The 13,900-nt window shown below is 51.3% G+C and carries 8 protein-coding genes and 2 tRNA genes; 7 read left to right on the top strand and 3 right to left on the bottom strand.

Going from position 1 to position 13,900, the window contains the following annotated elements; genetic code table 11:
* The first annotated feature begins 40 nt into the window (after positions 1–40).
* The 3 genes from Q5741_RS10920 (at position 41) to Q5741_RS10910 (ending at position 6,534) form a co-directional block, all read left to right on the top strand.
* Complete coding sequence (locus tag Q5741_RS10920; protein WP_305024122.1) at positions 41–1,642, top strand: type 2 periplasmic-binding domain-containing protein; 1,602 nt, start codon at positions 41–43, stop codon at positions 1,640–1,642.
* A 414-nt stretch (positions 1,643–2,056) separates the two neighbouring features.
* Entirely contained in the window at positions 2,057–5,422 is a 3,366-nt protein-coding gene (locus Q5741_RS10915; protein WP_305024121.1) for a GH36-type glycosyl hydrolase domain-containing protein, read from the top strand.
* Positions 5,423–5,547: 125 nt separating this feature from the next.
* A complete protein-coding gene (locus Q5741_RS10910; RefSeq protein WP_305024120.1) occupies positions 5,548–6,534 on the top strand; it encodes a LacI family DNA-binding transcriptional regulator in 987 nt (328 codons plus the stop codon).
* A gap of 148 nt (positions 6,535–6,682) precedes the next feature.
* Here Q5741_RS10910 and asnB read toward each other — a convergent pair whose 3' ends face one another.
* Positions 6,683–8,527 carry an asparagine synthase (glutamine-hydrolyzing) gene (gene asnB, locus Q5741_RS10905; RefSeq protein WP_305024311.1) on the bottom strand — a complete coding sequence of 615 codons (1,845 nt, stop codon included), beginning with the start codon at positions 8,525–8,527 and terminating at the stop codon, positions 6,683–6,685.
* A 142-nt stretch (positions 8,528–8,669) separates the two neighbouring features.
* On the opposite strand from asnB, the gene Q5741_RS10900 reads away from it, so the two are divergent.
* On the top strand, positions 8,670–9,038 hold the full coding sequence (locus tag Q5741_RS10900; protein WP_305024119.1) for a hypothetical protein: 369 nt from the start codon (positions 8,670–8,672) through the stop codon (positions 9,036–9,038).
* Positions 9,039–9,090: 52 nt separating this feature from the next.
* Here the strand turns inward: Q5741_RS10900 and Q5741_RS10895 are convergent, their stop codons facing one another.
* Entirely contained in the window at positions 9,091–9,396 is a 306-nt protein-coding gene (locus tag Q5741_RS10895) for a DUF4870 domain-containing protein (protein ID WP_305024118.1), read from the bottom strand.
* A gap of 222 nt (positions 9,397–9,618) precedes the next feature.
* Here Q5741_RS10895 and Q5741_RS10890 point away from each other — a divergent pair.
* From Q5741_RS10890 to bglX, 3 genes are all read left to right on the top strand, one after another.
* A tRNA-Arg gene (locus Q5741_RS10890) sits at positions 9,619–9,692 on the top strand.
* A 407-nt stretch (positions 9,693–10,099) separates the two neighbouring features.
* Entirely contained in the window at positions 10,100–11,095 is a 996-nt protein-coding gene (locus Q5741_RS10885) for a LacI family DNA-binding transcriptional regulator (RefSeq protein ID WP_305024117.1), read from the top strand.
* Positions 11,096–11,269: 174 nt separating this feature from the next.
* Complete coding sequence (gene bglX, locus Q5741_RS10880; protein ID WP_305024116.1) at positions 11,270–13,429, top strand: beta-glucosidase BglX; 2,160 nt, start codon at positions 11,270–11,272, stop codon at positions 13,427–13,429.
* A gap of 192 nt (positions 13,430–13,621) precedes the next feature.
* Here the strand turns inward: bglX and Q5741_RS10875 are convergent.
* Positions 13,622–13,695: transfer RNA gene (locus Q5741_RS10875), tRNA-Arg, on the bottom strand.
* Between the last annotated feature and the right edge of the window lie 205 nt (positions 13,696–13,900).

Raw genomic sequence — 13,900 nt, 5'->3', positions numbered from 1 at the left:
TGTTGAACCACAAAAAACAAATCCAAAGTGGGGGTAAAACATGAAAACGAAGAAAAAGCTGCCTTTCAAGCCTCTTCTGGCAGTCGCGATGTCACTGGTTATGCTGACTGCAACAGCCTGCTCGAATAGCAAAAGTTCCGGTGGAAATGAGAAGGATGCGGATGGAAACTACAAAGACAAGCTGAAGATTTCCGTAGCCCAAACGATCGAAGTTAAAGACGGACAGATGGATAATGAGTTCCACAAGTATTGGATGGACAAGTTTAATGTGGATTGGGATTACAACTATGTGCAGTGGGATTCCTGGCCGGAAAAGCTTCGTCTGTGGGTTAACTCCGGCGATCTGCCTGATGTGGCGAGCTGGAACTATGTGCACGGCGACTTCATGAACTATGTCGATCAAGGGCTGCTTTATAAATTCCCGGATGACTGGAAAGAGCGCTGGCCGAACGTGGCTGCGGCCTACAAGCTGACAGGTCTTGGAGACAAACTGGAAGAAATGACAGGCGGCACGTACATTCTGCCTAAACCGGTGTATTACCAGAATAAACCTGCAGATCCGCTCGTCAATCAAATCGGCGTTATCGCTCTGCGCAAGGACTGGGCCAAAGCTGTCGGATTTGAATTGAAAGATGCTTATACAACAAGTGAACTGATGCATTATGCCGAATTGGTCAAAGAAAAGGACCCGGGCAAAGTGGGCTCCAAGCTGGTTCCGATCTCCTACAACTCGGATGATGCCCTGACTAACATTATCATGGCGAACAGCGAGCATTCCCGCGTCGAGTCTGCTTATTACCGCGGGGAAGACGGCAAATTCCACTGGGGACCAGCTGATCCCGAAACATTGACAGGTCTGAAATTGATGCAGAAGGCATACAAGGAAGGTCTGATGAATCCGGAGTTCTATACCTGGAAGAGCAGTGAAGCCAGCGATAACTTCAGAGTCAAAGGTGTAGCGGCAATTGCATCCCTCGGCGGACTGGCTTCATACCGCAAAGATGTAGATACAGACATGAAGAAAAACCTTGGTGTTAACAGTGATGATCTGGTCCACACAGCGCTCGTAGTTGGTGATGACGGTAAATACCGCAACCTGGAGCAGCCGAACTTCTGGTCTTCCCTGATCTTCTCGCCGGACATCAGCGATGAGAAATTCGAGCGTATCATGGATATCATTGATTACTCGACCAGCCAGGAAGGACAATTGCTCCTGAACATGGGCTTTGAAGGCAAGGACTGGAAATACGGCGACAACAAAGAATTGGTCAGCCTGCTTCCGCAGGGAACTTCCCTGGAAGACAAATACCCGGCCCGTTTTGAAGGACTATACGTTCTTGGCGATGACTTCAGTGCCATTAACCCTGCAATTAAAAAAGAATACCGTGACCGTGCCGTGAAGCTGTTCCAGGAAAAAGCGAAGCTGGGTACGGAAGGCGGCAAGCTGGCGACCTATGATTGGGATGTACAGCTGTATGATTCCAAAGAAAAAAGCCAAGGAACCTTTGAGTACCAGAACGAGTACGCTCACTTGATCCTGCAGGATGGGGATCTCGAAACGAACTGGAAAAACTGGGTGAAGGGCAAGCAATCTCTCGTTCAACCGGTTCTTGATGATCTGAACAAAAAATTTGCACAATAATCCCTAATAAAATCTGATGGTTAAGGCAGTCCGAGTTGAAGGAACCCGGTGTGCAGCAAGACTGATACATCCCGGGTTCTTTCCTTCCACACGTGATGACAGGCTGATCTCTGCTGTATCCGAGGGTCAGCCTGTCCACATGAGGGAGAACCGGTTGACGGTTCTTCTGAATGAGGAATTTGCACAAGAGGCTAGCAGGTTTGTGCAAGCTCCTGAGAAAGGAGAAAAGGGCAGCACGCCCCTCTTCGCTCAACCGTTCAGACCGGCATAATGAGCCGCCAACCATGCGCATACCAGAGAAAATTCATGGCTGGAGAGAACTGAACAGCAGGATGATGACATGATGAAAAAGTACTGTATACGGCTGCAAAGCCCAAAAGAGCTTTCGGGATAGGATAGGAGGATGAATCTACCATGACAACAACCATTACGAATTCCAAGCTTCACGTCCAGGCTGGCGATCTGCAATTTACATTCTGGGAGAGCGGTGACCTGTTCCAGGCAGTCAGCGGCAGAACGATGATTAACCAGATGATGAGCAGTCCCCTGGACGGAGCATTAAATAATCTTTATCTGCGGATTTATGACGAATCTTCAATTCGTTTCTATCCGCTGCTGGGTATTCATTCGAACAGCCGGGTAAGCGCAGGTGAGGGACACATTACCTGGAACGGCGAAGCAGAGAATGTGAAATACACAGTAACCTTTACTCTCAGCGCGAAAGGAGTATGGTTCTGGGATATCCGTACATCCGGGAAGGACGTTCAGATTGACATCGTTTACGGTCAGGATATGGGTAATGCAGACACTGGTGCTGTACGGAGCAATGAAGCCTACCTGTCCCAATACATCGATCATACCGTATTTGAGGACCCGGATTACGGGTACGTGGTCTGCTCGCGGCAGAACCAGCCGCAGGGCGGCGCATTCCCATACATACAGCAGGGTTCGCTGTCCCGCGCTGTAGGCTATTCAACGGACGGTTTCCAGTTCTTCGGTCTCTCCTACAAGGAAACGAATGTGCCGGTCTGTCTCAGTAAGCCGTGCCTGGCCAACGAAGTCTATCAATATGAATTCGCATATATTGCAATGCAGTCTGAAGCTGTCAAGCTGGACGGGGAATCCCGGTTCGTATTCTACGGCCTGATTAAGCCGGATCATGCTGAAGCGGTTACCTCCCTTGAGTATAGGGAAGAGGTGCTGCAAGCCTGGGAGCAGGTGCAAAAGGACCTGGAGACAGCTGGCGAACCGCTGCGTGAACTTCCACAGATCCGCCTGAATAATGAGATTGGCGCTCCGCTCCAGACGCTTCCCTTGACGCAACAAGAACTGGAAGCCCTATTCCCAAGTAGGTCAAGACATCAGGTGGAAAGGGAGAATGGACAGCTGCTTGCATTCTTCACAGATACGTATGAACATGTCGTACTGAAAGAAAAAGAGCTGCTGGTAGAGCGCCCGCACGGACATATTTTGATGAGCGGGGATAATGTCAAACTGGGAACCCGTGCCGTAACTACGACTTCCTATATGTATGGCATTTTTAACTCTCACTTGGTTGTGGGGAACACGAACTTTAACAAAATGATGAGTAACGCCCGCAGTCCCCTGAACGTACCTAAAACAGCAGGACAGCGGATTTACATCGAGATTGACGGAATCTACCGCCTTTTGACGATGCCTTCTCTCTATGAAATCGGCTTTAACTATGTGCGCTGGTACTATAAAACCGAGACCGATACGCTGATCATCACCAATTACACAACCGTAGATACACCGGAGGTACGGCTTCATGTACGCTCAACGAGCGGAAGAGCCTACAAGTTTCTCGTAACTACGCAAGTGACAATGAATGTTAATGAATACGAAACGCCAGTCCGGATGACAGAGTCGGCAGGTGTGCTGACCTTTTACGGAAGCCAGGATGGGCTTGTACAGGAAGCATATCCGAACCTGAAATATACGATGCGTTTGGATGGCACCGTTGTGACGGTTGGCGACGAAACCGCAATCGCAAGCGGTGTGCGGTCCGGCGAGGGATCACTGGTGGCATTGAAGCTGGAAGAGAGCGCGGAATGGACGCTGACCATGCAGGGCCTGCTTAATGGGGAGAGCCTTCCGGTTCAGGCGCGCAGCGCGAAGAATGAGATCGAAGCGTACCGCGAATTTTTCCGGGAGGTCATGAACGGATTCCGTTTGACCGATGCCGGCGGCGCCGAGGGTGAAGAGCTGTTCAAAGTAAACGCACTGGCCTGGTGGTACACCCATAATATGCTCGTTCATTATTCGGTTCCGCACGGACTGGAGCAGTATGGCGGTGCGGCATGGGGAACCCGTGACGTCTGCCAGGGACCGACCGAGTACTTTATGGCGATGCAAAAATATGAACAGGTCCGCGATATTATCAAAATGGTCTATTCCCATCAATATGAGGATGATGGCAACTGGCCGCAGTGGTTTATGTTCGATAATTACTACAAGGTTCAGCAGGAGGAGAGCCACGGGGATATTATCGTCTGGCCGTTGAAGGTACTGAGTGATTATCTGCTGGCGACACAGGACTTTGCAATTCTGGGGGAAGAGCTTCCTTATACTGTTAAACACAAGTTCGAATTTACCGAGGGCACATCATCCCTGCTCGATCATGTGAACAAGGAAATCGGATATATCCGCAGCCATTTCCTGCATGACACATACCTGTCTTCTTATGGAGACGGGGACTGGGACGATACGCTGCAGCCTGCGAATGCCCAGCTCAAGCAGTATATGGTCAGCAGCTGGACTGTAGCGCTGACTTACCAGACGATGAATCAGCTCTCGGGTGCACTTCAGTCTGCCAAGCCGGACCTGGCGGCAGAGCTGCAGGAACTGGCAGACGGCATCAAGCGCGATTATGACAAGTACATGCTGGGCACAGACATCATTCCAGGCTTCTTGTATATGGAGGATCCGGCGGAAGTGAAACTGATGCTGCATCCGACCGACCAGGAGACGGGCATCCAGTACCGTCTGCTGCCGATGACGCGCAGTATGATTGCAGGACTGCTGGAGCCGGCACATGCGCAGTCCCTGTATGAGCTGATCAAGGAGAAGCTGTTCTTCCCGGATGGCGTGCGCCTCATGAACCGTCCGGCTCAATATGCCGGCGGTGTAAGCACTCATTTCAAACGTGCAGAGCAGGCCTCGAACTTTGGGCGTGAAGTGGGACTGCAGTATGTTCATGCCCATATCCGTTTCATTGAAGCGATGGCGAAGATCGGCCGCAGCGACGAGGTGTGGAACGGTCTGAATGTCATTAATCCGGTGGGAATCCGTGATGTCGTGCCGAACGCGGAACTGCGCCAAAGTAATGCCTATTTCAGCAGCTCAGACGGTAAATTCAATACCCGTTATGAAGCCCAGTCGCATTTTGATGACCTTCGCAGCGGCCGGGTTCAGGTCAAAGGCGGATGGAGAATTTACTCCAGCGGTCCGGGGATCTATATGAACCAGCTGATTTCTAATGCCCTTGGCATCCGCCAGGAGGAGCAGGATCTCGTCGTGGATCCGGTTCTGCCGGAGGAGCTGGACGGTCTGCATTTCGAGTTCCAATATGATGGTGTGGCTGTGACCTTCGTTTATCATCTAAACGGAGAGAGCGGACGCCGGGTGCTGCTGAACGGCAAGGAGCTGGAAGCTGGCGCTGTGAACAACCCTTATCGCGAGGGCGGGGTCCGAATCAGCAAGCAGTTGTTTGAACAGGAAATGAAGCCGGATCATAATCAGGTTGAGATTTTTATATAAAAGGCTTCAGGCGATCCTTCCGGATCGCCCTTTTCCATAGGATTGGCTCTGATCTTCAGATGAATCATTACCGATGTAAAGGTTTGAATGACGTCAAGGGCTTCAAAACAGAGGAGCGAGGGAAATTGGTCAGTATTAAAGATATCTCTAAAAAAGCCGGGGTTTCCATATCGACGGTTTCGTATGCTTTGAACGGCAGCACGAAGGTGACGGATGAGACCCGCTCTAGAATTTTAGCGATCGCGAAGGAGCTTAATTATGTGCCGAATGCGGCTGCGAGATCACTGAAGAAACGGGAGTCCCGGATTATTGGTGTATTTTTGACGGATTTTAAGGGTGACGTATACGGGGATCTGCTGGACGGCATGAAGGAGGTCTGCAACGCCCAGGGCTACGATCTTATCGTATGCAGCGGCAAGCAGTCACACCGGATGCTGCCGGAACGCATGATCGACGGGGCGGTTATCCTGGACCAGGAATTTGAGAGTAAGGAGCTGCTCCAGTACGCCGGACGTGATCATAAGATCGTCGTGCTTGACCGGGAACTGGATCATCCCAATATTAATCAGGTGCTGTTGGATAACAAAGCCGGCGCTACGCTTGCAGCGGAATATCTCATTGAACAGGGTCATCATAAAGTTTATATCGTTACCGGACCCGAAGGCTCGTTCGACTCGGCACAGCGGATGAAGGCGATCAAGATGGTAGCAGACCGGAATCCGGATGTGGAATGGATTGAAATCCCCGGTAATTTCAAGAAAAGCGGCGGAGAACGCGCCGCCGAACGGGTAATGGAGGAATACAGCAGCCCGGCGGCGGTCTTTTGCCTGAATGACGAGATGGCTATTGGCTTCTGCAACCGTCTGGCTGATACAGAATACAGCATTGGTGAGCATGTGCACTTGATCGGCTTTGACAATATTGAGCTGACCCGCTATATGCAGCCGCGCCTGGCCACGATCAATTATTCGAAGAGAAAGTGGGGAGAGCTTGCGGCGGAGCAGCTGATCAAGCTGCTGTCCGGCGATGAAGTAGAGCATGAGCGGATCTATGTCACACTGATTCAAGGAGAATCGGTAGCCAAGGCTAGAATGCAGGTGAACGCAACATAGCACAAACGGCTGAGCGGCTCAGATCTATTTGCTTGAATACCTAGCGAGAGCTGCAGAACAGATGATAACTACCTGAAGACTAAATAAAGCAGGGTATCCGGTTGGCTTGAAAGCCTCCGGATACCCTGCTTGTGTTATACAGAGAAATTCAGCTGACCGACACTTTATAGGTTTTGAGCCAGTTGTTGACCTGGGCCAGATAAGCGAACAGCTGGGGTCCGGACATTAGCTGGCCGAACCATGGCAGGTTCGAAGAGGCTTCAGGAGAAGCAGCAATCTCCCGGATTTTGGCTGGATCAATAAACTGCAGGACCGGTGAAGACGGATCATCCAGGATCGTCAAGATCTGTGTCCGGACGGCGGCAAGGTAGGCGGGATTATGTGTCTTTGGATACGGACTTTTTTTGCGGTAGAGCACATCGTCAGGCAGGACACCTTCCAGTGCCTTACGCAGGATGCCTTTCTCACGTCCGCCCGTCATCTTAATTTCCCATGGAATGTTCCATACGTATTGGACAAGCCGGTCGTCACAGTATGGGACACGGACTTCAAGACCCGCCCCCATGCTCATCCGGTCCTTGCGGTCCAGCAGAGTAGGCATGAAGCGGGTGATATTCAGGTAGGACATGATACGCATCTGCGCGGCCTTCCCGGTCTCACCGGGCAGCTTCGGCGCTTCTGCCACCGCATCAGCGTATCGGTCCTGCAAATATTCAAGCGGCCGGATCCACTCCCGCAGGGCAGGTGTAAGCAGCGATGCCCGCATATCCGGGGCAACCGCCCAAGGGAAGGTGCCGGAATTCAGCAGCTCATCCCGGTGGAACCATGGGTAACCGCCGAAGACTTCATCGGCGGCTTCGCCCGAGATGGCTACGGTTGCGTTTTTCTTGATTTCCTGACAAAAGAGATAGAGTGAGGAGTCCACATCAGCCATCCCTGGCAGGTCACGGGTGAAGGTGGATTGGTCAAGGGCTGCAACGACCTCCGGAGTATCTAATATGACAAAATGGTGCTTGGTGGCCAGCTCGTCGATCATACGCTGAATCCACGGGCCGTCTGCTCCCGGCTGATAGGAGTGGGCTTTGAAATGCTTGTCATTATCCACATAGTCAACCGAGTAGGTATTAAGCTGTCCCTGTCCTGTGCGTTTGTAGTAATCGGCAGCAAGTGCAGACAGTGCACTGGAATCGAGGCCGCCGGAGAGCAGGGAGCAGACCGGAACGTCAGAAGCCAGCTGCCGTTCCAGGGTATCCTGGAGCAGTTCCCGTACCTTCGCTGCCGTCTCTTCTACGCTGTCTTCGTGCGGTATACTCTCGAGCTTCCAGTACGTCTGGATCCGCAGGCCGCCCCGATCATACAGCAGCGTTTGCCCGGGCCGAAGCTCTTTCAAATTCTGGAATACACCATGACCTGGCGTACGAGCTGGGCCGATGATGAAAATCTCCGCCAGGCCTTCGGGCCCGACGACGGCTCCGACATCCGGGTGCTGCAGCAGGGCTTTGGGCTCGGAGCCGAATACCAGCCCATCCGGAGTATGACTGTAGAACAGAGGTTTTACGCCCAGCCGGTCACGGGCCATGAAGACATGCTGGCGTCCGCTGTCCCAGATTGCGAATGCGAATATTCCGTTCAGCCTGCTTACACAATCCGGTCCCCATTCGATATAGGCTTCGAGCAGTACTTCTGTGTCGCATTCGGTCAGAAAATGATGCCCCCGCTGCTGGAGCTCTTTTTTCAGCTCGGGGGCGTTATAGATTTCGCCATTATAAACAAGGGTATAATCTTGGTCCTCCCGTCTGCGAATCATGGGCTGTGCCCCGTTCTGGGGGTCCATCACACTCAGGCGGCGGTGGCCAAAGGCGACCGGATTGGAAATCCAAGTGCCTTTGGCATCGGGCCCGCGGTCGCTGAGCGTCTCGGTCATCCTCTCGAGCAGTTCGGACTGGTGTGTCAAATCCCGATTCCACTGTACGAATCCGGTAATTCCGCACATGCGCTTCATCCTCTCTTGTATCGTCCTGGTGGTTTCAACATATATCCGCCAAAGTATAAACAAATATATGTGGAAATAAGGGATAAAATGTCTGTCCGCATGTGAAACTACCGGAGACACGGTTACAGAGGAGGAGTACAGGATGTATTACATTAAGGAAGCCGGTATCCGGCGGATCACCGAGGTCGACGGGGTTCCCTGTGCGGAGGTAGAGGTTCACCCGGGAGCTGCAGATGATCCTCAGCTGCTGGTTTATGTGGCAAGAACAAGCGGGGAAACCGGCGGCGAAGGTTATGAAATCAAGCGTCTAATCCGCAATGATGCGGACCTGGCTCTGGATTGGTATGATAATAGTCTTCATTCGGCATTTGAAGATGTGACAGCAGAGGCATTCACCAATACAGCACTGTATACCGCTGAACAGGAGCGGGGCAAATTTCTTCATGAAGTTCTTGGTTACGGTAATTTGCGGCAGGAGATAGGCGGTAGGCTGCAGAAAAGCGATAAATGAATGGCGAAGGGCACCTCCTCACAGGAGATGCCCTTGTTTTATATGCCGGATATCAGGCGTAATCACGAAGAACCTTGAAGCCCAACACGACGTTATAGACGAAGGAGGCTGCATAAACGACGCCGCATACCCAAAATGTTGTCCAGAATGAGCCAGGGGTGCCCGCATTAAATAAGATAAGGAAAAATCGGGCGATAAACACCAGGACAGCTGCAAATCCGATGAAATGAGAGAACAGTGATTTTTTGGCATGGGAAGAGACATAGGCATCCCTGGCTGCGATCCAGACGATGATCGGGAAGAGAAAGGGAGCGAAAAAGATACTGAAATAGCAGAGTGAGGCTAGAATTTGGCGCATGATCAGGCTCCTTTATTATTTATTGGTAATATCCAATCGTCAGGCTTACTTCAAATATAAACATTCCGAATAAGATTGGTTCATATTTGCTACAAATATTTAGAATAGATAAGCTGGCTTTTCTGATGATTCATATCATTACAGATAAAAGCTTGCAATTTCCCTTAAATAAGGCTATAATAAATCTCGCACTGTTTACATAATTTATTTCTTTTGCATCTTGTCCCAGTAGCTCAGCTGGATAGAGCAACGGCCTTCTAAGCCGTCGGTCAGGGGTTCGAATCCCTTCTGGGACGTAGAGAGAAGCTGTTTTTTGTCAAGTTCATTGACGAAGGACAGCTTTTTTTGTCATCACTTCTTCTTGTATCTTTGCTAAGGTTTAATAGAAAGATGTTCAGTTTCTCTCGCTCTGGCAGTGCGGAGGCAGATTATGACTGTATTTTCCATTCGACTGGAGAAAGTAAATTATCTCTTGATATCACAGTATGCGCTCATTATAATGAGTTTATCGAAACGTTTCGAATATTGAAAAGAAAGCTGCCCTGCAGCATGGATGGCGGCTTGCAGCGCAATACTGGTATTACAGTGATTGATATTACTGCTCCAGTGATGCATAAGATATTGTATGAATTAATTTTCTTTTGTAAACTTATTTGTAAGTGTTTTCAAGAGTGCAGAACGAAATCAGAAGGGACGAGACATTATGGCAACCATTAAAGATGTGGCCAAGCTTGCGGGGGTAGCGCTGTCCACAGCATCTTATGCGCTCAGCGGCGACAGCAAGGTCAGCCCCAAGACCCGGGCCAAGGTTCTGGAAGCTGCGCGGTCGCTGAATTATCGCAAGAACGGTATTGCCATGGATTTGAAGCGAAGCCGTACGAATACGATTGCTCTGATCCTGACCGATCTGTCCGGCCCTTATTATTCCGAGTTAATCCGCAGCATTCAGGACGTTGCATTGGCCCATGGCCACGATCTGATTGCCTGCAGCTCGATGGGTGAGAGAGATTCTACGGCCATCAAATTTCTGCGGGAGAAGCGGGTCGATGGGGCTGTCGTGCTGGCTCACAACATCGCAGACGATATTTTGCTTGAATCCGCAGGTGAACGGTTTCCCATCATTGTAATGGATCGTGAGCTGACCGGGGACCACCTGGTTAACGTGCTGGTTGATGGGGAGCAGGGCGGTTACCGGGCGACGCAATATCTGATTGAAGCCGGACACCGATCTATAGCTTATATCAGCGGACCTTTGAACTCTTATGATAATCAGCAGCGCTATAAAGGTTTTCAACGGGCTATGCATGAGTCGGGTTTGTCCGAGAAGCCTAAATGGCGGCTTAGCGGCGGCTTTGTCCGTGAAGGCGGTTATAGTGCTACAAAAATGATGATCATGCAGGGTGAGCTCCCGACGGCTGTCTTTTATGGCAATGATGAAATGGCTGTCGGCGGTATGAAAGCTTTTGAGGACCATGGAATTTCGATTCCGGATGAGGTCTCCGTCATAGGCTTCGATGATATTGAACTGGCCGGCTATGCTAATCCTCCATTGACCACGGTTCGGCAGCCAAAGAGTGAAGCGGGTTCGTTAGCGGGCCACCTGCTGTTTCAAATGCTGGATGGAGAGTCGGTCGACGAACAATTCAAGCTCGGCATCGAGCTGGTTGAGCGGAAATCTGTCCGGAAGAGGGAGCATTAGACAGATGGGCAGATGCCTGTCGCATGCTTCCGGCAGGCTGCAGAATCGTCATATGAATCAGGGGATCATTCCGGCTCGATCCTTGACTGGCGGCACCAGTCTGCTCATTTTTCGAAACGTTTCGAATACAATTTCAACAGAGAGACTGCGATAGCAGACTAAGGAGGAAATAACATGGCAAAGCAGCACATGCAGGAGCTCCTGCAGCAGATGACATTGGAAGAAAAGGCAGCCCAGCTCTTACAGCTGGCGACCCCCTTCTATGAAGGTGCAGAGAGCGGAGGTGAAATCACGGGACCGATGGAATCACTGGGCGTCACGCCTCAGATGGTATCAGACAGCGGTTCGGTATTGGGACTAGCCGGGGCTGAGGAAGTGATTCGAGTCCAGGAGGCGCATATGGCCAAGAACCGTTTGGGGATCCCTCTGCTGACCATGGCAGATATCGTGCACGGGTTTAAGACGATTTTTCCTGTGCCGCTTGCGATTGGATGCTCCTGGGATTTGGCATTGGCCGAGCGCAGTGCGGAAATCGCTGCCAGGGAAGCAGCCGTATCCGGGGTCCATGTCACCTTTGCTCCAATGGCCGATCTGGTCCGTGATCCCAGATGGGGGCGGGTTATGGAATCGACGGGGGAGGACCCTTATCTGAACAGTGAATTCGCCCGCGCTTTTGTGAGAGGTTTCCAGGGAAAAGATCTGGCAGAAGACCGGACCCGGGTTGCTGCTTGTGTGAAGCATTTTGCTGCATATGGCCTGGCGGAAGGCGGTCGTGATTATAACACGGTGGATCTGTCCGAACGCCAGCTGCGGGAATTTTATCTGAAAGGCTACAAGGCAGCCCTGGATGAAGGCTGTGAGATGGTTATGACGGCCTTCAATACAGTAGATGGGATTCCGGCGAGCGCCAATCAGAAGCTGATGCGTGATTTGCTGCGCAAGGAATGGGGATTCGACGGCGTGCTGATCTCTGACTGGGGAGCAGTTAAGGAACTGATTCCGCACGGTGTAGCCGAAGATGAACGGGAAGCAGCGCTGAAGGCGATTCTTGCGGGTGTAGATATTGAAATGATGACATCTACCTATGTTCATCACCTGCCGGAGCTTGTGAAGACAGGTCTTGTTGAAGAGTCGATGATCGATGAAGCTGTTCTGCGCATTCTGCAGCTGAAGGAGAAGCTGGGTCTCTTCGAGAATCCGATCCGCGGGGCTGATCCGGCAGCCGAACAGGAAATTATTTTCTGTGAGGAGCACCGGGAGGCAGCTAGAGAGCTGGCAGTCAAATCGGCCGTGCTTCTCAAAAATAACGGTGTTCTTCCGCTGAATCCCGGTCAGACCGTCGCATTGATTGGACCGTTTGCCGAGAACAGCGATATCCTCGGCCCATGGTCATGGACGGGCTCTCGCCAGGATGCAGTCCGTCTTGATCAGGCTATGCAGCGCCGCTGGAGCGATGGCAGGCTGATTGTGGAAGGCTGCGGTGTAGAGAGCATCACTGAAGAGCAGATGCTGTCGGCTGAACAGGCGGCGGCCCGCGCAGATGTGATTGTCCTTGCCCTTGGGGAGGATTCGGAGATGAGTGGTGAAGCCGGCTGCCGGGCTGACATCCGCCTGCCTGCCGCGCAGCTGGAGCTGGTTTCCCGTCTCGGCAGGCTGGGCAAGCCGATGGCTGCTGTGCTGTTTAATGGCCGTCCGCTGGATCTTCATGGCATATTCGAGGAAGCGGATGCGATTCTGGAAGCCTGGTTCCCGGGCAGCGAGGGCGGCGAGGCACTGGCTTCCATTTTGGCCGGGGAACGCAATCCCTCCGGCCGTCTGGCGATGTCCTTCCCTTATTCGGTCGGACAGGTACCAGTGTATTATAATCACTTCAATACGGGAAGACCGAAGGACGCTCCAGATGCGCAGGTGCGCTATGTATCACAGTATCTGGATGTCCCGAATGAACCGCTGCTGCCATTTGGATACGGCCTGTCTTATACCACGTTCTCCTACAGCACACCGGTTCTGGAGCAGGACATCATGACGGGTGACGAGCCGCTGCGCTTGTCCGTGACGGTGACCAACACAGGGGCAAATGCTGGTGAGGAGACGGTTCAGCTGTATGTCAGAGATCTTTCGGGCGATGTAGTCAGACCGGTGAAGGAGCTGAAGGATTACGCGAAAATTACACTTCAGCCCGGAGAAAGCCGTGAGGTTACTTTTACTTTGAATGAGCCGCAGCTGCGTTATTATCATGCTGATCTGAGTCATCGCAGCGATCCCGGACGTTTTGTAGTGTCTGTTGGGCCTAACAGCCGGGATACAGCGGATCTTCCATTTCAGTTGTCTTAACGTGTGGGCAGCTTAGCTGAACTGTTCGTAAATTGCTTGTATTATATGTAGTAATTTGTACAGTTCAGGATTAAACCCAGGATGATTATCCAAAAAAACGGAGCCGCTATAAGAGCAGTTCCGTTTTTTTTGGAGTTTATAGCAAAAAAAAGCCGCGAAATCGCGGCTTCTTCTCAGAAGACTTGAATAAAACGTCCCAGAAGGGATTCGAACCCCTGACCGACGGCTTAGAAGGCCGTTGCTCTATCCAGCTGAGCTACTGGGACAAGAAAAATCAAGCGAAGATTAATATACCATACATTCAGGTGTTTAGCAAGTGAGAAACTAATTAAATTAAATATGTGACTATTTTATGCGTATCTTTTTGGAAAAGACCGGATAAAGTCATGGGAAGAGTTATTTTTCAGAAAAAATGGGGTAAGTTAAGTTATTAGGGCACTAAAGCCGGAATTGGACTTGAGATGAAGTTTC

It is taken from the genome of Paenibacillus lacisoli (genome assembly GCF_030580655.1).
GTDB classification, from domain to species: domain Bacteria; phylum Bacillota; class Bacilli; order Paenibacillales; family Paenibacillaceae; genus Paenibacillus; species Paenibacillus lacisoli.
The sequence above is the reverse complement of the archived record's forward strand: the minus strand, read 5'-3'. Positions and strand labels throughout refer to the sequence as shown.